Raw genomic sequence first — 26,402 nt, forward strand, 5'->3', positions numbered from 1 at the left:
GACGCGTACGGGGCCCTACGGCCGGTCGGGGCGGTCGCGGTCCATGCCGAGGCGGCGTTCCGCCTGCTGCTGCCCGGTGTCGATGTGCTGCTCGTGCTTGCCGCCGGTCCTCTCGTTCAGCTTCTTCTCCGCGGCGTCCGAGGCCTTGTGCGCCTTCTCGCGCGCCGCCTTGCTGCCCTTGAACTTGTCGAGGATGCCCATGCGGAGCTCCTTCCGAAGTGGCTCGAATCCGACCATACGCGCGGATCGGACGGAGTGCCCACGGGGGTGGCGGACGGTCTGCACCGCTCGCTCGTTACGGTGAGTTCCGGGATCGGACCGCCCCTGCCGGGGCAGGGGTACAGCAGACCGAGGGAGGGGCGCGGTGACGAGAGATCCGGGACGGGGCGTCAGGGTGCGGCGTGCGGGAGGGGCCGCGGCCGTCGCGGTGGTCCTCCTCGCGGGATGCGAGTCCATACCGGAGGCGGACGTCCCCGCCGTCGGGAGCAGCGGAGCGGCGACGCCCGACGGGAAGGCGGTGAGCCCGCTGGACAATCCCGACGGCACCCGCCCCGGCCTCGCCCCCGTGCGCGACGCCCGGGACCGCGCCGAGGCCGCCGCCCTCATCGACAAGGTCGCCACCAAGGGCCGCGGCCCCAGGACCGGCTACGACCGCGACGAGTACGGCTACGCGTGGATGGACACGGCGGACGGAGTGCCGCTGGCCCGGAACGGCTGCGACACCCGGAACGACATCCTCCGGCGCGACGGCCAGGAGGTGCGCTTCCGCTCCGGCTCCGACTGCGTCGTCGTCTCCCTGACACTGGCCGACCCCTACACCGGCAAGACCATCGAGTGGCGCAAGCAGCAGGCCGCCGAGGTGCAGATCGACCACGTCGTGCCGCTCTCCTACAGCTGGCAGATGGGCGCCTCCCGCTGGTCCGAGGCCAAGCGCCGGCAACTGGCCAACGACCCGCTCAACCTGATGCCGGTCGACGGCGGCGCCAACTCCGCCAAGAGCGACTCCGGACCGGCCTCCTGGCTGCCGCCCAGCAGGGCCGTCCGCTGCGCCTACGCCGTCCGCTTCGCCCAGGTCGCGGTGAAGTACGAGATGCCGGTGACGTCGGCCGACAAGCGCGCGATGGCCGCGCAGTGCGGCGGCTGAGCGCGCCGGCGGCCGCCGTCCCCGAATCCTCCCGTGCGCGGCGGGCGTTGGCCGTGCGCCGCCGCTGACCCCGCGCGGGCTGCGCACCGCCGGCCACCGCGAGGCCGGCAGCCACCCGTCCGCCGCCTCCGGCTCGGCGTCCGCCGCCTCCGGCTCCCGCGTCCCGCACCGGACGAACAGCGGCGCTACGAGGGGCGGTTGCCCGCCCTCGACCCGTTCGCCCCCGACCGACGCCCCAGCCGGAGCCCGCGGGTCCGCCCGGACACCGCCCCTGCCGCCCTCCGCGCCCCCGCGCGGGGGGAGTTCGCGCCGGTGCCCGGCGTGCTCCGGTACGACAACGGTTCGGTACATCACGGGAACGGTTGTGGCCGCGGACCTATACGCTCGGAGTCTCCACCGGAGTCCACACATCGGCTACACCCGTCCAGGAGCAGCATGTACGGCCACGGCGCGCCGCCCACACCCAGCACGGGATCGGTCATCACGCAGCGCGTGCTGTACGCGGCCTCCGGGGTGCTGTGCTGCGGCATGCTGGCCTCCGTGCCGCTGTTCCGGATCGCGGTGCGGCGCGGGCGGGTCTTCGACTGGATAGCGGCCTGGGCGAGCATTCCGCTGATCATCGCCTGCCTCGTCCTGATCGGCTCCGTCCCGGAGGAGGACTGGCGGAGCGACGCGGGCCTCGGCGTCCTTCTCCTCCTGGGCGCCTGCGCCTCCGCCCACTACCTGATCGTGGACATCCGGCTGCCGCGCCGGCCGGGTCCCTACGGCGGCCCGGTGCCGCCGTCGCCGCACGCCACCACGGTGCACGCCCCCTACGGCTACCCGCAGCCGGCCTCGCCGTACGCGTCCACGGCCGTGCCGCAGCCGCCGCACACCCCCCTCGCCGGCCCCGTGCCGCCCGCCCCCGTGCCCTCGCAGGCGCAGCCGCCGCAGCGGCCCGCGCCCGCCCGGATCGACCAGGTGCGCGCCGAGCTCGACGAGCTGAGCGACTACCTGCGCCGGCAGGACGGACAGCAGCGGCGGCCGGGCGACCACGAAGGCGGACGGTGAGCGTGACGGCGGGACGAGTCGTCGCCGGCCGCTACGAACTGTCCACGCTCATCGGCCAGGGCGGCATGGGACAGGTCTGGACGGCCTACGACAAGCGGCTGGACCGGCGCGTGGCCGTGAAGCTGCTGCGCCCCGACAAGGTGGCCGGCCAGGAGGCCGACGAACTGCGCCGCCGCTTCGTGCGCGAGTGCCGGGTGACCGCCCAGGTCGACCACCCCGGCCTGGTCACCGTGCACGACGCGGGCAGCGAGGGCGAGGAACTGTTCCTCGTCATGCAGTACGTCGACGGCGCCGACCTCGGCGACCACCTCGCCGAGCACGACCCCTACCCGTGGCAGTGGGCGGTCGCGGTCGCCGCGCAGCTGTGCGCGGTGCTCAGCGCCGTGCACGCGGTGCCGATCGTGCACCGCGACCTCAAGCCGCGCAACGTGATGGTGAGGCAGGACGGCACGCTCACCGTGCTGGACCTCGGCGTCGCCTCCGTGATGGACGCCGACACCACCCGCCTGACCCACACCGGCACCCCCATCGGCTCGCCCGCCTACATGGCGCCCGAGCAGGCGATGGGCGGCGCGGTCGGCCCGTACACGGACCTGTACGCGCTCGGCGTGCTGATGCACGAACTGCTCAGCGGGGACGTGCCGTTCTCCGGTTCCACGGCGCTCGGGGTGCTGCACCGGCACCTGTACGAGCCGCCGGTGCCGGTGCGCCGGCTGCGCCCCGAGGTGCCCGAGGCGCTGGAGGCCCTGGTGCTGCGGCTGCTCGCCAAGGACCCGCAGCACCGCCCGGACTCCGCGCAGGAGGTCTACGAACACCTGTCGCTGCTGCTGCCCGCCCGGGGCACGCCCACCGGCGCCCCGCTGGACCCGACCCGGCCCTTCCTGCGCCCGCACGCCCCCTGGCCGGACCGGGCCAGGACGCCGGCGCCGCAGCCCGCGCCCGCCGCGCCGCCCGCGCCGGCTGCGGAGAAGGCCGACGTGGCCGCCGCCGTCGACGAGGTGAAGCGGCTGCTCGGCGAGGGCCGCATCACCCAGGCCGTCGACATCCTCGGCTCCATCCTCCCGGTCGCCGCCGAGCAGCACGGCGAGCACTCCCCGGTCGTGCGCACCCTGCGCAAGCAGTACGCGGCCACGCTGCTCGACGACGGGCAGTACCGGCGGGCCCTGCCCGAGCTGCGCCGCCTCGCCGACGAGCGCGCGGCCGAGGCGGGGCAGGCCGACCCGCAGTCGCTGCGCCACCGCTACGAGGCCGCCCAGTGCCTGGAGCAGCTCGGCGACCCGGTGGCCGCCCTCGCCGAGTACCGGGCGCTGCTGCCGTACTACGAGAACCGGTACGTGGCCGCCGGGGACATGCAGCAGGCCCACGACGTGCGCCGCCGCATCGGCCACCTGCTGCTCGCCCTCGGTGACCGCCCCGCCGCGCACGACACGCTGGCGCGGCTGCTGCACGACGTGGAGCGCGTCCAGGGGCCGGGTCACCCGCTCGCCGCGGACATCCGGCGGACCCTCCAGTGGCTGGGACAGGTGCGCGGCTAGCGCGGCCGGACCCGGCGAAGGGGAGACGGCGGGCGCGGCGGTGCCCGAAGTCGCCGTGAATCGTTGGTCGAATGGGTTGGCCAGAGCTTGGCCGATGCCTACCATCGATCACCGCAAGACTTTGTGCACCGCCGCACAAGCTCTCCTCAGGAGGTTTCCTTGCACCGCCGCCGTCGCACCGCGTTCCTCCTCACCGCCGCGATCGCCGCGGCGGCGCCCCTGCTCACCGCCTGCGGAAACGACGCGCACCCCGGTGCGGCGGCAGTGGTCGGCGGGGAGCGGATCACCGTGTCGCAGCTGGAGAACCGCGTCGACGAGGTGCGGTCCGCCCAGCGGGCCGCCGTCCCGGACGAGGCGCAGTACCAGCAGGCCATCGCGCGCACCGGCGGCCTGACCCGCGACACCCTGCACAGCATGGTGCTGGACAAGGTGCTGGAGCGCGCCGCGCGCGACGCCGGGGTGACCGTCTCGGACCGCGAGGTGCAGCGGACGCGGGCCGAGTTCGAGCAGCAGGCCGGCGGCGCGAAGGCGCTGGAGGCCGCCTGGCTCCAGCAGTACGGCGTCCCGCCGCAGCGCCTCGACGAGAACCTCCGCGTCCAGGTGACGGCGCAGAAGCTCGCCCAGAAGCTCGGCACCGACACCAGCCGTCCCGAGTTCTGGAAGGCGCTGTCCGACGCGAGCGAGGAGCTCGGGGTCGACCTCAACCCGCGCTACGGCGAGTGGGACGCGGAGAAGAGCAGCCGGGTGGACGCGAGGACGCCGTGGGTGAAGGACGTCACCGCCGCGGACGGGCCGCCGCTGGGCCTGTGACGTGGGCTAGTTTCGAAGGGTGAACGCAACCAGCCCCGCACCGACCCCCGAGGCCGCCGCCGGCCGTGTCGTCCTGCTCACCACCAGCCACCGGGTCGCGCCCGGACTGCTGTCCTGGCCCGCCTGGCAGACCCTGCACGCGGCCGACCGGGTGCTGTGCGCGGACGGCGCCCATCCGCAGCTGCCGTACCTGCGGGAGGCGGGGATATCCGTCGAGGAGGCCGCGCCCACCGCCGAGGAGGTCGTCGACGCCTGCGCCGGCGGACGCACCGTGGTCGTCGTCGCGACCGGCGAGGGCGAGCCCGCGCTCACCGACGGACTGGCGCGGCTGGCCGGCGGCGGGCGGGTGCGGATGCCCGAGCTGGAGCTGCTGCCCGCCTCCTACGACCTGCCGGGCGCCCGCCTGCTCGACCTGGTGCAGGTCATGGACCGCATCCGCGCGGAGTGCCCCTGGTCCTCCCGGCAGACCCACAAGGGCCTCGCCAAGTACGGCATCGAGGAGGCGTACGAGCTCGTCGAGGCCATCGAGGACGGCGACCGGGAGGAACTGCGCGAGGAGCTGGGGGACGTGCTGCTCCAGGTCGTCTTCCACGCGCGGATCGCCGAGGAGCACCCGGACGAGCCGTTCTCCGTCGACGACGTGGCGGGCGGCATCGTCGCCAAGCTCGTCCACCGGCATCCGCACGTCTTCGGGGAGGAGACGGCGCGGACGCCGGAGGAGGTCAAGGCGCACTGGATGCGGACGAAGGCGGAGGAGAAGCGGCGGGAGTCCGTCACGGACGGGGTGCCGGTGGGGCAGCCGGCGCTCGCCCTCGCCGCCAAGCTGGCGGGCCGGGCCCGCGGGGCGGGCCTCTCCGTTCCTCTTCCCTCCGCGGAAGGGATCGGGTACGAGCTGCTGGCGCTGGCGGCGCGGGCGGAGGCGGAGGGGGTGGACGCGGAGGCGGCCCTCCGGGCCGCCGCCCGGGCCTACCGGGATGCGATCCGCGCCGCGGAAAAGGTCACGGGCGTCTGACCTCCCCGTCTCGGGGGCTCCGCCCCCGGACCCCCATGCGCGCGGTTCCCCGCGCCCCTGTAGGCGTACTGGTCCCCAGCCCTTCAAGAGGAGAGCCCGAGCCCTCGCGGACGCGCGGGGGCAGCGTCCCTCCAGGGGCGCGGGGAACTGCGCGAACACCCCCCCGCGCCCGCACCTGCCCTGCGCGCCGGCCACCCCGCCCCCGCTGCCGCCGCCGCGGGCCCCCGTTAGGGTCGCCCCATGCGCGACCAGTCACCCCCCACCCCCCAGGGCCCCGCCCCCGACCTGTTCACCTGGGAATTCGCAGCCGACCCCTACCCCGCCTACGCCTGGCTCCGCGAGCACGCCCCCGTGCGCAGGACCCGGCTGCCCAGCGGCGTCGAGGCCTGGCTGGTCACGCGGTACGCCGACGCCCGGCAGACCCTCGCCGACAACCGGCTGTCCAAGAACCCCGCGCACCACGACGAGCCCGCCCACGCCAAGGGCAAGACCGGCATCCCGGGCGAGCGGCAGGCCGACCTCATGACGCACCTGCTGAACATCGACCCGCCGGACCACACCCGTCTGCGCCGGCTGGTCAGCAAGGCGTTCACCCCGCGCCGGGTCGCGGAGTTCGCGCCCCGCGTGCAGGAGCTCACCGACGGCCTCATCGACCGCTTCGCGGCGACCGGCTCCGCCGACCTGATCCACGAGTTCGCCTTCCCGCTCCCCATCTACGCCATCTGCGACCTGCTCGGCGTCCCGCGCGAGGACCAGGACGACTTCCGGGACTGGGCGGGCATGATGATCCGCCACGGCGGCGGCCCGCGCGGCGGGGTGGCCCGGTCGGTGAAGAAGATGCGCGGCTACCTCGCCGAGCTGATCCACCGCAAGCGCGAGGCGCTGCCCGCCGAGCCCGTCCCCGGCGAGGACCTCATCTCGGGTCTGATCCGCGCCTCCGACCACGGGGAGCACCTCACCGAGAACGAGGCCGCCGCGATGGCGTTCATCCTTCTCTTCGCCGGCTTCGAGACCACCGTCAACCTCATCGGCAACGGCACCTACGCCCTGCTCACCCACCCCGGGCAGCGGGAGCGCCTGCAACGGGCGCTGGCCGAGGGGGACCGCGGGCTGCTGGAGACCGGGGTGGAGGAACTGCTGCGCTACGACGGGCCGGTGGAGCTGGCGACGTGGCGGTTCGCCACCGAGCCGGTGGTCATCGGCGGGCAGCGTGTCGAGGCCGGCGACCCGGTCCTCGTCGTGCTGGCCGCGGCCGACCGGGACCCGGAGCGGTTCGCCGACCCGGACACCCTGGACCTGGGCCGCCGCGAAAACCAGCACCTGGGGTACGGGCACGGCATCCACTACTGCCTGGGCGCCCCCCTCGCGCGCCTGGAGGGGCAGACCGCGCTGGCCACCCTGCTGACCCGGCTGCCGGACCTCAGGCTCGCCGTGGAGCCGGCCGAGCTGCGGTGGCGCGGCGGCCTCATCATGCGGGGACTCCGCACGCTTCCGGTGGAATTCTCTCCTCCGCGTCCAGGACGGGCCTGACGAGGAGGCTGACCTTCCTGTCCGGTTCCTGCGGGTTACGCGCGGAAACCTGAGACGTGCTCAACTCTGTGATCTCCATGTGATCTGCACGGCATGAACTTGTGACAAGTGATCGTCTGCCTATACGTTCACCCATCAAGTACGGCGCGCCGCAAGGTTTTGCTCACCGTGCCGGTCCTCGTCGCCGAGTGAAAGGCTTCCGCATGCTCTCCGGGAACGGCCGACACCGTCGCCCTCGCCAGGCTCCGGCTCTTCTCGTCGCGGCCGGGGTGACCGGCTCCGCCATCGCGATCCCTCTGCTCGGGGCGGGCAGTGCCAGTGCGGCGGACGGCGAGACCTGGGACCGGGTCGCGGAGTGCGAGAGCGGCGGATCCTGGAGCCAGAACACCGGCAACGGCTATTACGGCGGCCTTCAGTTGACCCAGGACGACTGGGAGGCCTACGGCGGCCTGGAGTTCGCGCCCAGCGCCGACCAGGCCAGCCGCAACCAGCAGATCACCGTCGCCGAGAGGCTCCTCGCCGACCAGGGGGTCGGCAAGTGGCGCGCCTGCGGCCTGCTCACGGGCCTGAACCAGGACGCGGCGTCCCCGGACGTCGACCCGGGCGTGGCCGACGACGCGACCCCGGACGACTCCCGGACCGCCGGCACCACCACTCCGTCCGGTTCGCCGGAACCGGGTGATGCGTCCGCTTCTCCCTCTCCGTCCGCCACGCCCGGTTCGTCCGGCGGGGAGGAGGGTGACGCGAACGACAAGGCCTCCCCGTCCGCCCCCGCCGCCTCCGAGCGTGACGAGTCGGACAAGTCGGGGCAGAGCACCGGTTCTTCGGAGGTCACCGAGTCCGAGTCCGCCGGCCCGGGCCGCCACCGCGGCCCCAGCGCCCAGGAGGACGAGCGCGCCGACGCCGCGGCCTCGTCGGCCGGCCGGCACGCCTCGCGCTCCGCCGGCACGCCGGCCGGGGCCGCCGACGACCGTTACACCGTGCGGGCCGGGGACAGTCTGGTGTCCATCGCCGACTCCCTTGCCCTCACCGGCGGATGGACGGCGCTCTACGTCGAGAACCAGCAGGTCATCGGCGACGACCCGAACCTGATCCTGCCAGGTCAGCGGCTTCTCGTGGACGCGGAGACCGGCGAGTAGCGGGCGCGGGCGGCGTTCGAAGGCGCCTCCGCGCGGCGGCAGTTGACGGAGTGATTCGGGCTGAATGTCCGTAATAAGGGCTGTGAGAGATAGGTCTCAGAAGACCTGATCATCTTTGAAATTCCGTCGGGCCCGTGCTTACGGTCGTGACCGCTCGCCATCGCGGGCCCCGGCTGCCGCCACGCCGAATCCTGCCAGTGGCAGCACGGGAACAGTCGTCGCGTCATGCGCCGTAGGCAGGAGCGGGGGACCCAGGTAGGCGCCGGACCCGGACGGTTCACGTCCGGTACGGCTCGGGGTGAAGCCGCGTCCCGGGAGGGACGTGGCCGGGCAACTCAACCGGCCCGAACCCGACAGCTCACCTCGTAGGCGTCGGTGAGGGGATCCATCCATGCTGTTTTCCGGCAAGGGCAAGCACCGTCGTCCGTCCAAGGCCACTCGCGCCATCGCCATCGCCGGTGTCACCGGCGCCGCCGTCGCCGGTCCGCTGATGGCGGCCGGCAACGCCTCCGCCGCCACCGCGTCCGAGTGGGACGCCGTCGCCCAGTGCGAGTCCGGCGGCAACTGGTCCATCAACACCGGCAACGGCTACTACGGCGGTCTGCAGTTCTCCGCCTCCACCTGGGCCGGGTACGGCGGCACCAAGTACGCGGCCACCGCCGACCAGGCCACCAAGGCCCAGCAGATCGAGATCGCCGAGAAGGTCCTCGCGGGCCAGGGCAAGGGCGCCTGGCCGGTCTGCGGCACCGGCCTGTCCAACGCCGCCTACAACGGCTCCTCCGCCGAGGGCTCCTCCCAGGAGTCCGGCGCCGCGGAGTCCCGCGAGAGCGAGCAGAAGGCCTCCCGCTCCGCCGAGCGCCCGGCCGCCCCGGCCGAGCAGAAGGCCGAGCAGAAGAGCGAGAAGAAGACCGTCACCACCCCGACCGGCGAGAAGGTCGAGAAGGGCGACGGCGAGTACAAGGTCGTCAAGGGCGACACCCTCAGCTCGATCGCCGCGGAGCACGACGTCAAGGGCGGCTGGGCGAAGCTGTTCGAGCTGAACGACGACATCGTCGACGACGCCGACCTCATCTACCCGGGCCAGCAGCTGCACCTGAAGTAAGGCCGGCCGCACGGTCCCTCCCCCCGTCCCCACGGGCCACCCGCCCCGGTGCGTTTCTTCCCCGTACGCACCGGGGCGGGGTCATGTCCGGACGCTTTCCGGTCACGGTTTCCCGAACCTGCTTTGTTCCGTTCGGAAACAATTTACTCTCGGTTCTGTCCATGAGGCGGGCGGCCGGATGGCCGATCGCCCGGAGCCGGTTAGGCTCGGACTCGCAGGGCCCCCGCGGCCCCGCTCACCCGCGTCACATCCCAAGAAGGAGATGCTCGTGCCGTCCATCGACGTCGTCGTAGCCCGGGAAATCCTGGACTCCCGAGGCAACCCCACGGTCGAGGTCGAGGTCGGCCTCGACGACGGCAGCACGGGTCGTGCCGCCGTCCCGTCCGGCGCCTCCACCGGCGCCTTCGAGGCCGTCGAACTCCGTGACGGCGACGCCGGCCGTTACCTCGGCAAGGGCGTCGAGAAGGCCGTACTGGCCGTCATCGAGCAGATCGGCCCGGAGCTCGTCGGCTACGACGCCACCGAGCAGCGCCTGATCGACCAGGCGATGTTCGACCTGGACGCCACCGACAACAAGGGCTCGCTCGGCGCCAACGCCATCCTCGGCGTCTCGCTCGCCGTCGCGCACGCCGCCTCCGAGGCCAGCGACCTGCCGCTGTTCCGCTACCTGGGCGGCCCGAACGCGCACCTGCTGCCGGTGCCGATGATGAACATCCTGAACGGCGGCTCGCACGCCGACTCCAACGTGGACATCCAGGAGTTCATGATCGCCCCGATCGGCGCGGAGTCCTTCTCCGAGGCGCTGCGCTGGGGCGCCGAGGTCTACCACACCCTCAAGAAGGTGCTGAAGGGCAAGGGCCTGGCCACCGGCCTCGGCGACGAGGGCGGCTTCGCCCCGAACCTCGGCTCCAACCGCGAGGCCCTCGACCTCATCCTCGAGGCCATCCAGGAAGCCGGCTACACCCCCGGCGAGCAGATCGCCCTGGCCCTGGACGTGGCCGCCTCCGAGTTCTACAAGGACGGCGTCTACAGCTTCGAGGGCAAGGAGCGCTCGGCCGCCGAGATGACCGAGTACTACGCGGAGCTCGTCGACGCGTACCCGCTCGTGTCCATCGAGGATCCGCTGTTCGAGGACGACTGGGAGGGCTGGAAGACCATCACCGCCAAGCTCGGCGACAAGGTCCAGCTCGTCGGTGACGACCTGTTCGTCACCAACCCGGAGCGCCTGGCCCGCGGCATCGAGGAGGGCGCCGCCAACGCCCTGCTGGTGAAGGTCAACCAGATCGGCTCGCTCACCGAGACCCTGGACGCCGTCGAGCTGGCCCAGCGCAACGGCTTCAAGTGCATGATGTCCCACCGCTCCGGCGAGACCGAGGACGTCACCATCGCCGACCTCGCCGTCGCCACCAACTGCGGCCAGATCAAGACCGGCGCCCCGGCCCGCTCCGAGCGCGTCGCCAAGTACAACCAGCTGCTGCGCATCGAGGAGATCCTCGACGACGCCGCGGTGTACGCCGGCCGCAGCGCGTTCCCCCGCTTCAAGGGCTGACCCCGCCCTCCGCAGGAGGCGTCGTACGTACGTCCCCGTACCCGGTCCCGTACCGTGTGCGGGGACGTACGCGCGTAGGAGACCGAACGAGAGGCGGGAACATGGCGGTCAAGGACCGGGACCGTTTCTCCACCGCGACCAGGATCCGGCTGATCGGTGAGCAGACCGCGGCCCGGGTCTACCGCTCGCAGACCAAGCGGCAGGCCCGCCGCTCCCGGCTGACCGGCCGCGCGGCCCTGCTCGTCCTGGTCGTCTGCTCCCTGGTCGTGGCCCTCGCCTACCCGATGCGGCAGTACGTCTCCCAGCGCGCGGAGATCGCCGACCTGCAGAAGGAGCAGGACGAGACCCGCCGGCGGGTCGAACGGCTGCGCGACCTCAAGGCCCGCTGGCAGGACGACGCCTACGCCGAGCAGGAGATCCGCAGGCGCCTGCACTACGTCATGCCGGGGGAGACCGGCTACATCGTCGTCGACCCGGCCGGCGCCGGAACCACGCGCGGCGACCTCCGGGCCGCCGACCGCCCCTGGTACGCCAACGTCTGGGACGGCGTCGACAAGGCCGACGCCGCCGACCAGTGACCCGACGGAACACCGCAGAAAGACACGTATGGACACCCCTCCGCCCACGACCCCGCGCACCGAGCCCACCGCCGCGGACGTCGAGGCCTTCAAGCAGCAGCTCGGCAGGCCCCCGCGCGGGCTGCGCGCCATCGCGCACCGCTGTCCCTGCGGGCAGCCGGACGTCGTGGAGACCGCACCGCGGCTGCCCGACGGCACGCCCTTCCCGACGCTGTACTACCTGACGTGCCCGCGGGCGAACTCCGCGATCGGCACGCTGGAGGCGAACGGCGTGATGAAGGAGATGACCGAGCGGCTGGCCGCCGACCCGGAGCTCGCGGCCGCCTACCGCGCGGCGCACGAGGACTACGTCCGGCGCCGCGACGAGATCGAGGAGCTGAGGAACTTCCCCAGCGCGGGCGGCATGCCGGACCGGGTGAAGTGCCTGCACGTGCTGGTCGCCCACTCGCTCGCGGCCGGCCCCGGCGTGAACCCGCTGGGCGACGAGGCGCTGGCGATGCTGCCGGAGTGGTGGAGCAAGGGGCCGTGCGTGACGCCGGCGGAGGAGACGGGGGAGGGCCGGTGACCCGGGTCGCCGCGATCGACTGCGGGACGAACTCCATCCGGCTGCTGGTGGCCGACGTCGACCCGGTGACGGGCGAACTCACCGACCTGGACCGGCGGATGACGATCGTGCGGCTCGGCCAGGGCGTCGACCGCACCGGCCGGCTGGCGCCGGAGGCGCTGGAGCGGACCTTCGCCGCCTGCCGCGAGTACGCGGAGGTCATCGAGAAGCACGGCGCGCGGAAGCTGCGCTTCGTCGCCACCTCGGCCTCCCGCGACGCCGAGAACCGCGACGTGTTCGTGCGCGGGGTGGTGGACATCCTGGGTGTGGAGCCCGAGGTGATCACCGGCGACCAGGAGGCGGAGCTCTCCTTCACCGGCGCCACCAGGGAGCTGACCGGCCGGGACGGCCTGCACCGGCCGTTCCTGGTGGTGGACATCGGCGGCGGCTCCACCGAGTTCGTCGTCGGCGACGACCACGTGCGCGCCGCCCGCTCCGTGGACGTCGGCTGCGTCCGGATGACCGAGCGCCACCTGGTGCGGGACGGAGCCGTGACGGACCCGCCCACCGAGGAGCAGATCGCCGCGATGCGCGCCGACATCGAGGCCGCCCTGGACCGGGCGGAGGAGGCGGTGCCGCTGCGCGAGGCACGGACGCTGGTGGGCCTCGCCGGATCCGTCACCACCGTGTCGGCGATCGCCCAGGACCTGCCCGAGTACGACTCGGCGGCCATCCACCACTCCCGCGTCTCCCGCGACCGGGTCCGCGGGATCACCGAGTGGCTGCTGCGTTCCACCCACGCCGAACGGGCGGCGGTGCCGTCGATGCACCCGGGGCGGGTCGACGTGATCGGCGCCGGGGCCCTGGTGCTCCTGGCGGTCATGGAGCGGACGGGCGCGGAGGAGGTCGTGGTGTCGGAGCACGACATCCTCGACGGGATCGCTCACAGCTGCGCCGCCGAGGCGCGCTGAGGGGCGCTGCCGGACGAGGCCGGCACCGGGCGGGGCGTCGCAGCGTGCGGCGGACGTCCCGCCGGTCGTCCGCCTCGGCCGCGAGCGCGGCGATTCACCACCGCCTGGTCCGCGGCCCGACCCCTTTTGTTATCGGCGAGTAGACCTCCGCTGAGCAGTCGGGATGGCGTTTGAGCGGTGCTCCGGGGGGTCTTCGGGCCCTTCGGGGCGGACCTCTGCGGGAAAGTTCGTGAAGTTCTTCACAAGGATTTGGCCCCGGGAGGGCGGAGAAGTGGGTCCGATTGACCCGTTCGGGCGCTCAACACCCCTTTGAACACGTTCAGAAGGGAGTCGGAGAGGGTCTGCGCGCACCGGTCGCACCGACCGCCCGGTCGGCCTCACAGTCCGTCCGGGACGACAGAGAGGCAGCTCACGCGGCATTGACAACGCGTCACCCGCGGCGCCGGTTCCCGATCCGCACTGTGATCTGGATCAAGAAATGCGGGATGGTAACACAGGCCCTGTCAAAGCTTGTGAAGGGGCGCACGAGGTACCCCTCTGAGGCGGGTGGATACTCGATGCCATGAGCACCACGGAGCGTCCCAGGATCCTCGTAGTAGGCGGTGGGTACGTAGGCCTGTACGCAGCTCGGCGCATCCAGAAGAAGATGCGTTACGGCGAGGCGACCGTCACCGTCGTCGACCCGCGGTCGTACATGACCTACCAGCCCTTCCTCCCCGAAGCCGCCGCCGGCAGCATCTCCCCGCGGCACGTCGTCGTCCCGTTGCGGCGCGTGCTTCCCAAGGCGGAGGTCCTCACCGGCCGGGTCACCACCATCGACCAGGACCGCAAGGTCGCCACGATCGCCCCGCTGGTGGGCGAGGCGTACGAGCTGCCCTTCGACTACCTGGTGATCGCGCTGGGCGCGGTCTCCCGCACCTTCCCGATCCCCGGTCTCGCGGAGCAGGGCATCGGCATGAAGGGCGTCGAGGAGGCCATCGGCCTGCGCAACCACGTCCTCGAGCAGCTCGACAAGGCCGACTCCACCACGGACGAGGAGATCCGGCGCAAGGCGCTCACCTTCGTCTTCGTGGGCGGCGGCTTCGCCGGCGCGGAGACCATCGGTGAGGTCGAGGACATGGCCCGGGACGCGGCCAAGTACTACAAGACGGTGTCCCGCGAGGACATGCGCTTCATCCTCGTCGACGCCGCCGACAAGATCCTCCCCGAGGTCGGCCCCAAGCTCGGCGCGTACGGCAAGAAGCACCTCGAGAGCCGCGGCGTCGAGGTCTACCTGTCCACCTCCATGGACTCCTGCGTCGACGGCCACGTGGTGCTGAAGAACGGCCTCGAGGTCGACGCCGGCACCATCGTGTGGACCGCGGGCGTCAAGCCCAACCCGGCGCTGGCCCGCTTCGGCCTGCCGCTCGGTCCGCGCGGCCACGTCGACACCGAGCCGACGCTCCAGGTCAAGGGCACCGACTACATCTGGGCCGCGGGCGACAACGCCCAGGTGCCGGACCTCGTGGGCCGCAAGGCCGGCAACGAGAACGCCTGGTGCCCGCCGAACGCCCAGCACGCGCTGCGCCAGGCCAAGGTCCTCGGCGACAACGTGATCTCCGGCATGCGGGGCTTCCCGCAGAAGGAGTACAGCCACGCCAACAAGGGCGCGGTCGCGGGCCTCGGCCTGCACAAGGGCGTGGCGATGATCGTCATGGGCAAGTTCAAGATCAAGCTCAAGGGCCGGCTCGCCTGGTACATGCACCGTGGCTACCACGGTCTGGCCATGCCGACCTGGAACCGCAAGATCCGGGTCTTCGCCGACTGGACCCTCGGCATGTTCCTCAAGCGCGAGGTCGTGTCCCTGGGCGCGATCGAGTCCCCGCGCGAGGAGTTCTACGAGGCCGCCAAGCCGGCCCCGGCGCCCGCCGCGCAGGAGCCGAAGAAGACCGAGGCCAAGGCCTCCTGACCCGAGGCCGGCCGTAGGCAGGCCACTGTCGAAGGGGCCGCCCGCCATCCGTGGTGCGGGCGGTCCCTTCGGCGTGTTCGGGGGTGGCTCCCCGCGGGTCGCGTTCCCTTGCTCCGCCGGAACACGACGCGCGCCGGGCACCGTCACGGCCGCGCCCAGGCGTGTCGCGGTGACGACATTCCGGGCTCCGGTCACGGAGGTGCACACCATGGCAGACGCCGCCCCGCGGCCGAAGACGCCCTCGAACGGTTGACCGGCGCACTCCTCCCCGTGCGCGTCCGTACCCGGGACGGCGCGGAAGCCGGCCCCCCGGACGCCCCCGCTCCGGTCGTGCGCGACCGCCGCGCCCCGCGCCGCCGGGTGGCCGGCCTGGAGTCCGAGCGGGCCCGCGCGGCGGCCCCCGCCGGGCCGGGACGGGCCCGCGTCCGGCAGCTCCGCACGGCCGCCCCCGCGCTCGCCTCCGGACGCGACCGCACCGGCGCCGGCCAGGCCGTCGCCGTGCGGACCCCGGGATCCGGCGCCTCCGGGCTCCCGCTGCGCAGCCGCACCCGGAACCGGCCCGGCACACGACGACGGGTCCCGCTCCGCCCGGAGCGGGACCCGTCCTCGTGCCGGGACGTCCCGGCTACTCGGCCTTGATCGCCTGCAGCATGTTCAGCCGGGCCGCGCGCCGCGCCGGCCACAGCGCGGCCAGCACCCCGACCACCGCCGCCAGCAGCAGGAAGACGCCCATCCGGCCCCACGGCACGATCAGCTCGTACGTGTCCATCCGGGAGGCGACCAGTTCGCCGGCCGCCCAGCCGAAGAACACGCCCAGGCCGATGCCGAGCACGGCGCCGAACAGCGAGATCACCATCGACTCCAGCCGGACCATGCGCTTCACGCCCCGGCGGTCCAGGCCGACCGCCCGCAGCATGCCGATCTCCTGGGACCGCTCGAACACCGACATCGCCAGGGTGTTGACGACGCCGAGCACCGCCACGACCACCGCCATCGCCAGCAGCCCGTACACCATGTTCAGCACCACGGTGAACATCTGGCCGACCTCGTCGGACAGGTCCTTCCGGTCCTGGACCGCGATGCCCGGGTTGCTGCCGAGGGCCTTCTCCAGCGAGTCCTTGACCGCGTCGGACGCGCCGTCGGCCGTCTTCACCAGGACCTGCATGTCGTCCGGTTCCGGGTCGTGCGGGGCGAGGACCGCGGTGTCGAGCAGGACGCCGCGGACCATGTCGTTGGACTCGTAGACGCCGGCGAGCGTCAGCCGCTCCTTCCCGCCGTCCTCGAAGGCCACCGTGAAGACCGAGCCGGTCTTCCAGCCGTAGTACGCCGCGGTCTCCCGGTCCGCGACGACCCGGGCGCCGCCGATCTCGAACGTGCCGTCGTGGACCGGCAGCCGCAGCAGGTCGCCGATGGTGGAGCCGTCGACGCCGGTGACGTACTCGGTCTCGCCGTCGACGCGGGTGACCGCGCCCCGCATCGGGCTGGTGGCGACCACGCCCTCGGTGCTCCTCAGCGTCTTCTCGACGTCCGGGGACAGTGAGTTGTAGTTCACCATCGAGACCGTGTAGTCGGCCTTGACCGCGTCGGCCGCCATCTTGTCGATGGCCTGCTGCAGACTGCCCGCCGCCACGGTCATGCCGGTGATCAGCGTGAGCCCGATCATCAGGGCGGACGCGGTGGCGGCGGTGCGCCGCGGGTTGCGCACCGAGTTCTGCCGGGCCAGCTTGCCGGCCACCCCGAACAGGCGCAGCACCGGCGAGGCGGCGGCGGTCAGCGGACGGGACAGCAGCGGGGTCAGCACGAACACGCCGATGATCAGCAGCACCGCGCCCAGGCCCATCGGCGCCTGGCCTTCGGTGCCGTCCATCGTGGTGGCCGCGAGGACCACCGCGATCCCGGCCGCCGAGAACAGCGCGCCCACGGTGTTGCGCAGCACCAGCGACTTGGTGGTCGCCTGGGCGTGCACCGCGCTCATCGCCGCCACCGGCGGGATCTTCGCGGCGCGCCGGCCCGGCAGCCACGCGGCGAGCACGGTGACGACGATGCCGACGGCGAACGCGGCGGCGACGGTGCCGGGGCTGACGACCAGCGGGCCGTCGGGCACGGGCGCGTCGAGGGCGCCCATCAGGGAGCGCAGCCCGACGCCGATGCCGACGCCGGCGAGCAGACCGGTGGCGGCCGCGACGGTGCCGACCACGAGTGCCTCGACCAGCACCGACCGGGTGACCTGGCGGCGGGAGGCGCCGACGGCCCGCAGCAGCGCCAGCTCCTTGGTGCGCTGGGCGACCAGCATGGTGAAGGTGTTGGCGATGATGAACGTGCCGACGAACAGCGAGATCCCGGCGAAGACCAGCAGGCCCTGCTTCAGGCCGTCCATCTGCGCGGCGATGGACCGCGCCTGGTCGTCGGCCAGCTTCTCGCCGGTCGTCATCTCCACGACGTCGTCCGGCAGCGCCTTCTCCAGCTGGGCCATCAGCGCGGCGTCGCCGACCCCCGGCTTCGCCGTCACGGCGATCTCGTCGAAGACGCCCGGCTCGCCGAGCAGCTTCTGCGCGGTCGCCGTGTCGAACAGGGTGAGGCTGCCGCCGGCCGCGACGAAGCCGTCGTCGGTGGTGAAGACACCGGTGATCACCGGCTCCAGGACCGGGCCGTCGACCGACATGCGCACGCTGTCGCCGACCTCGTAGCCGGCCCGCCGCGCGGTCTCGGAGTCGATGAGGATCTCGCCCTCGCCCTTCGGGGCGCGCCCCTCGGCCAGCGGGTAGCGGGGGTCGTCGTCGCCCCAGTAGTTGCCGCCCTGCGACTGGAAGCCGCCGCCGATCAGCTTGCCGTCCTTGTCGGCGATCGCGGTGAAGCCGGAGACGACGCCGACGGCCCGCTCGGCGCCGGGTACGGCGGCGGCGTCGTCGACCAGGTCGCGGGTGAGGCGGTGCGACTCGCCGACCCGGTCGCCCTCGGCCCTCTCCCAGGCGGCCGTGACGGCGACGTCGACGTGGTCGAAGCCCTTGGCGGACTGCTTCTGCAGGGCGGCGGAGAGGGTGTTGGTGAAGACCAGGGTCCCCGAGACGAAGGCCACGCCGAGCATCACGGCGAGCACGGTCATCAGGAGCCGGGCCTTGTGCGCGAGGACGTTGCGCAAGGCGGTACGGAACATGGGTGTCTTCTCGGTCCAGACGTACGTGAAGAGGGGGGCGAGCGGGACGGGCGGGGGAGGGCGGGCCCGGGTCAGCTGGTGCGGCCCTTGGCGTCGAACCGCTTCATGCGGTCCAGCACCGAGTCGGCCGTCGGGCCGTGCAGCTCGTCGACGATCCGGCCGTCCGCGAGGAAGACCACCCGGTCCGCGTAGGCGGCGGCGACGGGGTCGTGGGTCACCATCACCACCGTCTGGCCGAGTTCGCGCACGGAGTTGCGCAGGAAGCCGAGCACCTCGGCGCCGGAGCGGGAGTCGAGGTTGCCGGTCGGCTCGTCACCGAAGACGATGTCGGGCCGGGAGGCCAGCGCCCGTGCCACCGCGACCCGCTGCTGCTGGCCGCCGGAGAGCTGGGCGGGACGGTGGCTCAGCCGGTCGGACAGGCCGACCATCCGGATCACCGTGTCGAGCCACTCCTTGTCGGGCTTGCGGCCGGCGATGTCCATGGGAAGCGTGATGTTCTCCAGGGCGTTCAGCGTCGGCAGCAGGTTGAACGCCTGGAAGATGAAGCCGATCTTGTCCCGGCGCAGCCGGGTGAGCTGCTTGTCCTTCAGCGCGCCCAGCTCGGTGTCGCCGATGCGCACGGAGCCGGAGGTGAAGGTGTCGAGCCCGGCGACGCAGTGCATCAGCGTGGACTTGCCGGAGCCCGAGGGGCCCATGATCGCGGTGAACTCGGCCTGCCGGAAGTCGACGGAGACCCGGTCCAGGGCGACCACCCGGGTCTCGCCCTGGCCGTAGATCTTCGACAGCTCCGTGGCGCGTGCGGCCACGGCGGTGGTCCGGTCGGCGAGGGGGGCGGTGGTCACGGGCGGGCTCCTGTCGGGACGGCGTGTTCTCGGGGACGTGACCATCGTTCCGTGGCTCTGCCGCCGTGTAGTCAGCCGCTGCTCCGGTTCCCGGGGGCGACTCGGGACGGAGCGCCGGCCCCGGGGTCATACCTGGGGATGACGGGGGACCCCGACCGGGAGCGGGCCCGTAACGGGTGGGGCGCCCTTGTCCGGACGGTGAAATTACGTCATTCCGCGTGCGGGGCGTCCCGTCACGCGCAAGGCTGGTGGCGCGTGCTGACGGTGCGTTAGCTGGGCTGATGGACCATCAGGCGTCAATAAAATAAGACAAGATCAGCCGATCCCGCCGCTGCCGGGGGGAGGGCCACCGATAGGCTCGGAACCGCGAAGCGGGGCCCATGGCCTGCCCGGATGGTGGAATGCAGACACGGCGAGCTTAAACCTCGCTGCCCCTGAGCGGGCGTGCCGGTTCGAGTCCGGCTCCGGGCACCACCACGGCCGTCGGGCCCGACCCGTGGGACAGGGCCCGACCCGTGGGACAGGACAGGATTCGCTGCCGCTCGTCCACACCCTGGAGCGCTCCGCCTGCCTGGCGTCCGGCGCCCGGGACGTGGCGGCGCCCTCCTCGCGCCCGGCACCGGCCTCCCCGGACACCCCCGCGCGGCCGTCGGCACGGACGTGCGCACAACACGGGACTCGCGTTCCGCCGCACGCGGAGGGGGACGGCCGGTGCGTACCGCCGCGGGGATCGCCGGGGCCGGGCCGGCCGGGCGCGGCTCGCCCGTCCCGGCCGCGTCGCCCGTCCCGGCCGCGTCGCCCGTCCCGGCCGCGTCGCCGGCTCCCGGTCCGCCGCGGCCGGCCCCGCTGAGGGCTGCACCGGCCCCCCGGAGCGATCACTGTCTCCGGCCGGTACCGGGCGGGTACCGGCTCGGTACCGGTCCGCCGCCCGCCGTGAGGGGAATCATGAAGCCGCGTAGCGTGTTGCGCAGCACAACGAGGGAAAGATCCTCCCCAAGCATTAGGGTCATTCCTTTGCCTACCTATTACTCTTGAGCCAAGGCCGCACCGAGTGGCCATGGAGGAGTGAAATGAGGAGCAGTAACCCGGTCTTCTCGCGACGGGGGTTCGGCCGCGACAACGGCTACGCGGGCTTCAACACCGCGCCGCAGGCCGGGGGCCCCGCCGTCGCCACGCAGGCCAACCCGTACGCACAGCCGACGGACAACCCGTACGCCCAGAACCCGTACGCGCAGCAGCAGTACGGCGCGCCGCCGCAGGCCCCCGCCGCGGCCGGCCGGATGACCATCGACGACGTCGTGATGCGCACGGGCACCACGCTCGGCGTGCTCGTCGTCACCGCCGCGCTCGCCTGGGCGCTGCTGCCCGTCGACGACGCCAACATCGGCCGGTCCTACGGCATCGGCATCGGCGCCGCGCTGATCGCCATGGTCCTGGGCTTCGTGCAGGCCTTCAAGCGCAAGGCGTCGCCCGCGCTGATCCTGACGTACGCCGCCTTCGAGGGCGTGTTCCTCGGCGTCGTCTCCAGCGTCGTCGACAACCGCATCGCCGACGGCGCGGCCATGCAGGCCGTGCTGGGCACCATGGCGGTGTTCGCCGGTGTGCTGGTGGCCTACAAGGCCGGATGGATCCGCGTCAACCGCCGCTTCTACGGCTTCGTGATGGCGGCCGCGCTCGGTTTCGTCCTGCTGATGGCCGTGAACCTGCTGTTCGCGGTGATCGGCGGCGGTGACGGCCTCGGCTTCCGCAGCGGCGCGCTCGGCGTCCTCTTCGGCGTCATCGGCATCATCCTCGGTGCCTGCTTCCTCGCCCTGGACTTCAAGCAGGTCGAGGACGGCATCGCCTACGGCGCCCCGCGCGAGGAGGCCTGGCTCGCCGCCTTCGGCCTCACCCTGACCCTGGTGTGGATCTACCTCGAGTTCCTGCGGCTCATCTCGATCCTCAGCAGCAGCGACTGACGCCACGGCGTCCACCGCGCGCAAGGGCCCCGGCTCCCGCCGGGGCCCTTGCGCGCGTCCGCGCCCGCCCGTTGGCGGCGGTCCCGCCGCGCCGCGTACGCTCGCCGCGTGGTTGATACGACGCCCTTCACCCGTGCCGTGGATCATTTCGCCGACCGCCTGCGGGCCGCGCCGCAGAGCCGGCTGCAGCGGGGCGCGGCGGCCGAGGCGCTCGCCCTGGCCAGGGAGCTGGCGCGGCGCACCCAGCTCGTCGAGGAGCCGGGCACCGAGCCGCGCGAGATGCCGGACGCCGGGATGTTCGCCGCCGCGGACCAGATCACCGTCGCCGGGCACGACCACGCCCTCGTGCTCACGAGCGACGAGGACGTGGCGGAAGCCGCCCGGCTCGTGGAGGAGGCACGCGGACGCGCGGGCGTGTGACCCCGCACGAGGCGTGCGCCGGGCGGTACGGGGACGCCCGCGACCGGAGGGACGCGGCGCCCGGTCCTACAGGGACGCGATGACGCGGTCCGCGAGGATGTAGACGCTGTCCTCGCCGCAGGAGAACGTCAGCGTGTACGCCCCGGAGATGCCGGAGCCGCCCAGCAGGAACGGCGTCTCGCCCGCCCGCAGGGCCTCGGCCAGGCGCTCCGCGGTCTCGCGGTGGCCCGGCGTCATGCACAGCGTGGTGCCGTCGGCGAAAACGTACACGTCCAGGGTGCCCAGCGGGCCCGGACGGACGTCGGTCAGCTCGGTGCGCGCGGCCGCCAGCTCCTCCAGCACCTCCACCGTGTGCTCGTGGTCGCTCACCACCGGCGAGGAGTGCGGCACGAAGTCGGGGTGGGAGGGGTGGCGGCGGCGGGCCGCGGCCAGCTCGGGGGAGTCGCCGCCGTGCTCCTCGGTGTCGGCGCCGGACTCGGCGACCGGCTCCAGGCCCGCGAAGTCGGCCTGCCGGGGCAGGAACAGCTCACTGTCGGGCAGACCCAGCAGGGACGGGCCGTCGGAGGCGTCACGGGCCTCCTGGGCGGCCCAGAAGGCCCGCGCCTCGGCCAGCTCGCGCTCCCGCTCCTCGGCGAGCGCCTCCGCGACCGCGGTGCGTATCTCGTCCGGTCCGGCCGAGCGGGCGGGCGGGACCTGCGCACGGCCCGTCACCTGGCTCCTGGCCAGCTCGGTGTGCAGTGCCGCGACCTGTCGGCGCAGCACCAGCACGCTGCGCAGGACGGCGACGCCCACGGCGCCGGTGGCGGCCGTGGTGATCAGCAGGGCGATCGGCATGGCGCTCACTGACGTACTCCCGGTTCACAGTCGACCCCCGACTTCCTACATCAGCTTGAAGGGCGGACTAACCGTCTGTCAGTGCGTAACGTCACGAATCGGACAGCGTGCGGGGGACGGAGTGTCCGGCGGGTCCGTCGTGACCTGCACGGATGCCCCTCCCGCGAGGCATAGGTCACATCCTGGGGGAATTTGGATCACGGAACGGCCCGGCACCCCGGGCGAGCGGGGTGCCGGGCCGGAACGTCACACGGTGTGCCGCGGCGGTCACCCAGCGGCACGCGAGGGTCAGCTCAGGCGCTCGATGACCATCGCCATGCCCTGCCCGCCGCCGACGCACATGGTCTCCAGGCCGAACTGCTTGTCGTGCCACTGCAGGGAGTTGATGAGCGTGCCGGTGATGCGGGCGCCGGTCATGCCGAAGGGGTGGCCGACGGCGATGGCGCCGCCGTTGACGTTCAGCTTCTCCAGCGGGATCCCCAGGTCCTGGTAGGACGGGATCACCTGGGCGGCGAACGCCTCGTTGATCTCGAACAGGTCGATGTCGCCGACGGTCAGGCCGGCCCGCCGCAGGGCCTGCTCGCTCGCCTCGACCGGGCCGAGGCCCATGATCTCCGGGGAGAGGCCGGAGACGCCGGTGGACACGATCCGGGCCAGCGGGGTCAGGCCCAGCTCGCGGGCCTTGGTGTCGCTCATGATGACGAGCGCGGCGGCGCCGTCGTTGAGCGGGCAGCAGTTGCCGGCGGTGACCAGGCCGTCGGGGCGGAAGACGGGCTTGAGGCCGGAGACGCCCTCCATGGTCACGCCGGAGCGCGGGCCGTCGTCCTTGCTGACCACCGTGCCGTCGGGCAGCGTCACCGGGGTGATCTCGCGCTCCCAGAAGCCGTTCTTGATGGCTTCCTCGGCGAGGTTCTGCGAGCGGACGCCGAACTCGTCCATCTCCTGGCGGGTGACGCCCTTCCAGCGGGCGAGGTTCTCCGCGGTCTGGCCCATCGCGATGTACGGGTCGGGGAGCAGGCCGTCCTCGCGCGGGTCGTGCCAGGTGGAGCCCTCGGACTCGGCGACGGCGGCGGTGCGCGCCTCCGCCTCGGCGAACAGCGGGTTGCGCGTGTCCGGGAGGCTGTCGGAGTTGCCCTTGGTGAAGCGGGAGACCGTCTCGACGCCGGCCGAGACGAAGACGTCGCCCTCGCCGGCCTTGATCGCGTGCAGCGCCATCCGGGAGGTCTGCAGCGAGGAGGAGCAGTAACGGGTGACCGTGCAGCCGGGGAGGTGGTCCATGCCCATCTGCACGGCGACGATCCGGCCGAGGTTGTTGCCCTGCTCGCCGCCGGGCAGGCCGCAGCCGAGCATCAGGTCGTCGATGTCCTTCGGGTCCAGCTCGGGGACCTTGGCCAGGGCGGCCTGGACGATCGTGGCGGTCAGGTCGTCCGGCCGCATGTCCTTGAGCGAGCCCTTGAAGGCGCGGCCGATGGGGGAGCGGGCGGCGGAAACGATCACGGCTTCGGGCATCACGGCTCCAGAGTGAAGAGGCGGCGGCGGAGCGCTCGGCGGTCGGGCGCGGGCGGGCATACCGGCGGGTCGGTGCGGCGCCTGAGGCGAAGCTACCCGTACGTGTGCGCGCGGTCACGCGTGTCGCGGTGTGACATGGACCGCAACTGTCTAAGCGCTTGCTTGGCTTCCGCTCCCTTCCCGGACGGGCGTTCGCGTCACGGCTGGGCCGACGGCTCCGGCTCGGCCTCCGTGACGCGCCGCCGGCGCCGCCGCTTGAGCAGGGCCCAGGCGCCGCGCGGCCCGGCCGGCATCGCCGCGGCGACCTCCGTGCCCGCCTCCGCGGCGGCCTCCGCGGCGGCCCGCGCCACCGGGAGGAAGCCCTCACGGCGGGCGGCGTCCGGCCGCTCCTCGTCCGCCGGCCACAGCCCCAGCGCCGCGCACACCGTCGGCAGCACCGCCATCGCCGCCGTCGCGTACCCCTCCGCCGAGGGGTGGTAGCTGTCCGGGCCGAACAGCTCGCGCGGGTGCGCCGCGAACTCGGGCCCCAGCAGGTCGCCCAGCGACACCGTGCGCCCGCCCTGCTCCACCGCGCCGATCGTCTGGGCCGCCGCCAGCTGCCGGGAGGCGCGGCGGGCCAGCCAGCGCAGCGGCTGCCGCACCGGCTCGAGCGTGCCGAGATCCGGGCACGTGCCGACCACCACCTCCGCGCCCGCCGTCCGCAGCCGGCGCACCGCCGAGGCGAGGTGGCGCACGGAACGGGTGGGCGGCATGCGGTGCGTCACGTCGTTGGCGCCGATCATGATCACGCAGATGTCCGGCACCCTCGACGGGTCCGCCAGCGTCCGGGTCACCTGCCGGTCCAGGTCGTCCGAGCACGCCCCGGGCGCCGCCACCGTGGACAGCCCCACCGGGCGCTCCGCGAAGGCCGCGACCCCCGAGGCGAGCAGCGCGCCCGGCGTCTGCCCGGCCCGGTGCACGCCCTGGCCCGCGGCCGTGGAGTCGCCCAGCATCGTCAGCCGCAGCGCCGGCTCGCCCGGCACGGTCCAGGCGGCGCCGTACAGTCCGTCCGCGTGGGGCACGTAAGGACTCGTGCCGTTGCCCACCCGGCGCCGCGCCAGCCGCGCCTCCGCCAGCAGCAGCCCCGCGGCCGCCGCGCCCGCCAGCCCGATCCCCCCGCCGCCGTACGCGGCGCCGGCCGCGATGCGCCGGGCCACCCGCGCCCTCGACATGCCCGTCATGCTCGCCGCCACCTCCTCGTAGCCGTACACCCAGGTCTTGCCCCGTACGGACGGTGGTTGAATCCCGACGGGGAGTGAACGGCCCGGCCGAGTCCGGTTCCGGGAAGGGCCTAGGCTGGCATCACCACCCCGACCACATCCTTTGCAGCATCCGGAGACAACGGTGCAATTCCACGACTCGATGATCAGCCTCGTCGGCAACACCCCGCTGGTGCGGCTCAACAGCGTGACCAAGGGCATCAAGGCCACCGTCCTGGCCAAGGTGGAGTACTTCAACCCGGGCGGCTCCGTGAAGGACCGCATCGCCCTGCGCATGATCGAGGCGGCCGAGAAGAGCGGGGAGCTCCGGCCCGGCGGCACGATCGTCGAGCCGACCAGCGGCAACACCGGCGTCGGGCTCGCCATCGTGGCCCAGCAGAAGGGCTACAAGTGCGTCTTCGTCTGCCCGGACAAGGTGTCCACGGACAAGATCAACGTCCTGCGGGCGTACGGCGCCGAGGTCGTCGTCTGCCCGACCGCGGTGGCGCCCGAGCACCCCGACTCCTACTACAACGTCTCCGACCGGCTGGTCCGTGAGACGCCGGGGGCGTGGAAGCCGGACCAGTACTCCAACCCGAACAACCCCCTGTCGCACTACCACTCCACCGGCCCCGAGCTGTGGGAGCAGACCGAGGGGAGGATCACCCACTTCGTGGCCGGCGTCGGCACCGGCGGCACCATCTCCGGCACCGGCCGCTACCTGAAGGAGGCCAGCGACGGCCGCGTCAAGGTCATCGGCGCGGACCCCGAGGGCTCGGTGTACTCCGGCGGCTCCGGCCGTCCGTACCTGGTCGAGGGCGTCGGCGAGGACTTCTGGCCGACCGCCTACGACCGGGACGTCGCGGACGAGATCGTCGCCGTCTCCGACAAGGACTCCTTCCAGATGACCCGCCGCCTCGCCAAGGAGGAGGGCCTGCTGGTGGGCGGCTCCTGCGGCATGGCGGTCGTGGCGGCGCTGGAGGTGGCCTCCCGGCTCGGCGAGGACGACGTCGTCGTCGTGCTGCTGCCGGACAGCGGACGCGGCTACCTCAGCAAGATCTTCAACGACGAGTGGATGGCCGACTACGGCTTCCTGGAGGACTCCGGCCCGAGCGCCCGCGTCGCCGACGTGCTGGACGACAAGGAGGGCGGCCACATCCCGTCCCTCGTCCACATGCACCCCGACGAGACCGTCGGCCAGGCCATCGAGGTGCTGCGCGAGTACGGCGTCTCGCAGATGCCGGTCGTCAAGCCGGGCGCCGGCCACCCCGACGTGATGGCCGCCGAGGTCGTCGGCTCGGTGGTGGAACGCGAGCTGCTGGACGCGCTGTTCAGCAAGAGCGCCTCGCTCGACGACCCGCTGGAGAAGCACCTGTCGGCGCCGCTGCCGCAGGTCGGCTCCGGTGAGCCGGTCGCGGACCTGATGGCCGTGCTGGGCAAGGCGGACGCGGCGATCGTGCTGGTCGAGGGCAAGCCGACCGGTGTGGTCAGCCGTCAGGACCTGCTGTCCTTCCTCGCCAGGACCGGCGCGTGAG

Annotated in this window: 23 protein-coding genes, 1 tRNA gene and 1 riboswitch; of the genes, 18 read left to right on the plus strand and 6 right to left on the minus strand. The window is 73.0% G+C overall.

All coding sequences use genetic code 11. From position 1 onward, the window contains the following. Window positions 1–15: 15 nt before the first annotated feature. Window positions 16–201, minus strand: coding sequence for an antitoxin (locus ACIQ8B_RS09600; protein WP_106413855.1), 186 nt, complete (start codon window positions 199–201; stop codon window positions 16–18). Between the two features lie 163 nt (window positions 202–364). Between ACIQ8B_RS09600 and ACIQ8B_RS09605 the strand changes: the two genes are divergently transcribed. The 14 genes from ACIQ8B_RS09605 to ACIQ8B_RS09670 all read left to right on the plus strand — a co-directional run bounded on the left by ACIQ8B_RS09605 (window position 365) and on the right by ACIQ8B_RS09670 (window position 15,551). After that, on the plus strand, window positions 365–1,144 hold the full coding sequence (locus ACIQ8B_RS09605; protein WP_403546348.1) for an HNH endonuclease family protein: 780 nt from the start codon (window positions 365–367) through the stop codon (window positions 1,142–1,144). 435 nt (window positions 1,145–1,579) lie between these two features. Further along, window positions 1,580–2,194, plus strand: coding sequence for a hypothetical protein (locus ACIQ8B_RS09610; protein WP_403546349.1), 615 nt, complete (start codon window positions 1,580–1,582; stop codon window positions 2,192–2,194). Window positions 2,195–2,232: 38 nt separating this feature from the next. Further along, window positions 2,233–3,729 (plus strand): serine/threonine-protein kinase, encoded by a 1,497-nt coding sequence (locus ACIQ8B_RS09615; protein WP_274543374.1) that lies wholly within the window; start codon window positions 2,233–2,235, stop codon window positions 3,727–3,729. Between the two features lie 159 nt (window positions 3,730–3,888). Then, a complete protein-coding gene (locus ACIQ8B_RS09620) occupies window positions 3,889–4,539 on the plus strand; it encodes a SurA N-terminal domain-containing protein (RefSeq protein WP_290001055.1) in 651 nt (216 codons plus the stop codon). A gap of 19 nt (window positions 4,540–4,558) precedes the next feature. Beyond that, window positions 4,559–5,551: a nucleoside triphosphate pyrophosphohydrolase gene (locus tag ACIQ8B_RS09625; protein ID WP_290001052.1), complete on the plus strand. Its 993-nt coding sequence runs from the start codon at window positions 4,559–4,561 to the stop codon at window positions 5,549–5,551. Between the two features lie 240 nt (window positions 5,552–5,791). Then, window positions 5,792–7,081 (plus strand): cytochrome P450, encoded by a 1,290-nt coding sequence (locus tag ACIQ8B_RS09630; RefSeq protein ID WP_403546350.1) that lies wholly within the window; start codon window positions 5,792–5,794, stop codon window positions 7,079–7,081. A gap of 203 nt (window positions 7,082–7,284) precedes the next feature. Next, on the plus strand, window positions 7,285–8,220 hold the full coding sequence (locus ACIQ8B_RS09635; RefSeq protein ID WP_403546351.1) for a transglycosylase family protein: 936 nt from the start codon (window positions 7,285–7,287) through the stop codon (window positions 8,218–8,220). 218 nt (window positions 8,221–8,438) lie between these two features. Next, window positions 8,439–8,607, plus strand: a riboswitch (cyclic di-AMP (ydaO/yuaA leader). A gap of 4 nt (window positions 8,608–8,611) precedes the next feature. After that, window positions 8,612–9,322: a transglycosylase family protein gene (locus ACIQ8B_RS09640; RefSeq protein WP_403546352.1), complete on the plus strand. Its 711-nt coding sequence runs from the start codon at window positions 8,612–8,614 to the stop codon at window positions 9,320–9,322. A gap of 268 nt (window positions 9,323–9,590) precedes the next feature. Further along, entirely contained in the window at window positions 9,591–10,871 is a 1,281-nt protein-coding gene (gene eno / locus ACIQ8B_RS09645; protein WP_106416375.1) for a phosphopyruvate hydratase, read from the plus strand. A 101-nt stretch (window positions 10,872–10,972) separates the two neighbouring features. Then, complete coding sequence (locus ACIQ8B_RS09650) at window positions 10,973–11,449, plus strand: septum formation initiator family protein (protein WP_106413867.1); 477 nt, start codon at window positions 10,973–10,975, stop codon at window positions 11,447–11,449. 28 nt (window positions 11,450–11,477) lie between these two features. Next, on the plus strand, window positions 11,478–12,014 hold the full coding sequence (locus tag ACIQ8B_RS09655; RefSeq protein ID WP_106413868.1) for a DUF501 domain-containing protein: 537 nt from the start codon (window positions 11,478–11,480) through the stop codon (window positions 12,012–12,014). Then, on the plus strand, window positions 12,011–12,964 hold the full coding sequence (locus ACIQ8B_RS09660) for a Ppx/GppA phosphatase family protein (RefSeq protein ID WP_290001034.1): 954 nt from the start codon (window positions 12,011–12,013) through the stop codon (window positions 12,962–12,964). The genes ACIQ8B_RS09655 and ACIQ8B_RS09660 overlap by 4 nt, the downstream gene beginning before the upstream one ends. 562 nt (window positions 12,965–13,526) lie before the next feature. Continuing rightward, window positions 13,527–14,912: an NAD(P)/FAD-dependent oxidoreductase gene (locus tag ACIQ8B_RS09665; protein WP_290001030.1), complete on the plus strand. Its 1,386-nt coding sequence runs from the start codon at window positions 13,527–13,529 to the stop codon at window positions 14,910–14,912. A gap of 270 nt (window positions 14,913–15,182) precedes the next feature. Then, window positions 15,183–15,551, plus strand: a complete 369-nt coding sequence (locus ACIQ8B_RS09670; protein ID WP_403546353.1) for a hypothetical protein — start codon at window positions 15,183–15,185, stop codon at window positions 15,549–15,551. On the opposite strand, the gene ACIQ8B_RS09675 is transcribed toward ACIQ8B_RS09670, so the two are convergent. Both ACIQ8B_RS09675 and ACIQ8B_RS09680 read right to left on the minus strand, forming a co-directional pair. Next, on the minus strand, window positions 15,538–18,066 hold the full coding sequence (locus ACIQ8B_RS09675; protein ID WP_403546354.1) for an ABC transporter permease: 2,529 nt from the start codon (window positions 18,064–18,066) through the stop codon (window positions 15,538–15,540). The two genes, ACIQ8B_RS09670 and ACIQ8B_RS09675, sit on opposite strands and share 14 nt — an antisense overlap. A 71-nt stretch (window positions 18,067–18,137) precedes the next feature. Beyond that, on the minus strand, window positions 18,138–18,908 hold the full coding sequence (locus ACIQ8B_RS09680) for an ABC transporter ATP-binding protein (RefSeq protein WP_106413873.1): 771 nt from the start codon (window positions 18,906–18,908) through the stop codon (window positions 18,138–18,140). Between the two features lie 387 nt (window positions 18,909–19,295). Between ACIQ8B_RS09680 and ACIQ8B_RS09685 the strand changes: the two genes are divergently transcribed. From ACIQ8B_RS09685 to ACIQ8B_RS09695, 3 genes are all read left to right on the plus strand, one after another. Next, window positions 19,296–19,382, plus strand: a tRNA-Leu gene (locus ACIQ8B_RS09685). A 596-nt stretch (window positions 19,383–19,978) separates the two neighbouring features. Beyond that, window positions 19,979–20,866: a Bax inhibitor-1/YccA family protein gene (locus tag ACIQ8B_RS09690; RefSeq protein WP_290001023.1), complete on the plus strand. Its 888-nt coding sequence runs from the start codon at window positions 19,979–19,981 to the stop codon at window positions 20,864–20,866. Between the two features lie 108 nt (window positions 20,867–20,974). Next, complete coding sequence (locus ACIQ8B_RS09695) at window positions 20,975–21,286, plus strand: hypothetical protein (protein ID WP_106416376.1); 312 nt, start codon at window positions 20,975–20,977, stop codon at window positions 21,284–21,286. Between the two features lie 66 nt (window positions 21,287–21,352). On the opposite strand, the gene ACIQ8B_RS09700 is transcribed toward ACIQ8B_RS09695, so the two are convergent. The 3 genes from ACIQ8B_RS09700 to ACIQ8B_RS09710 form a co-directional block, all read right to left on the minus strand. Continuing rightward, entirely contained in the window at window positions 21,353–22,129 is a 777-nt protein-coding gene (locus ACIQ8B_RS09700) for a hypothetical protein (RefSeq protein WP_403546355.1), read from the minus strand. 279 nt (window positions 22,130–22,408) lie between these two features. Beyond that, window positions 22,409–23,629, minus strand: a complete 1,221-nt coding sequence (locus ACIQ8B_RS09705) for an acetyl-CoA C-acetyltransferase (protein ID WP_403546356.1) — start codon at window positions 23,627–23,629, stop codon at window positions 22,409–22,411. Window positions 23,630–23,826: 197 nt separating this feature from the next. Next, window positions 23,827–24,849 carry an SGNH/GDSL hydrolase family protein gene (locus tag ACIQ8B_RS09710; RefSeq protein WP_403546357.1) on the minus strand — a complete coding sequence of 341 codons (1,023 nt, stop codon included), beginning with the start codon at window positions 24,847–24,849 and terminating at the stop codon, window positions 23,827–23,829. Window positions 24,850–25,012: 163 nt separating this feature from the next. On the opposite strand from ACIQ8B_RS09710, the gene ACIQ8B_RS09715 reads away from it, so the two are divergent. Beyond that, complete coding sequence (locus ACIQ8B_RS09715; RefSeq protein WP_290001008.1) at window positions 25,013–26,401, plus strand: cystathionine beta-synthase; 1,389 nt, start codon at window positions 25,013–25,015, stop codon at window positions 26,399–26,401. Window position 26,402 lies beyond the last annotated feature (1 nt).

The sequence above is a fragment of the Streptomyces sp. NPDC096105 genome (genome assembly GCF_044763335.1).
Taxonomy (GTDB): Bacteria; Actinomycetota; Actinomycetes; order Streptomycetales; family Streptomycetaceae; genus Streptomyces.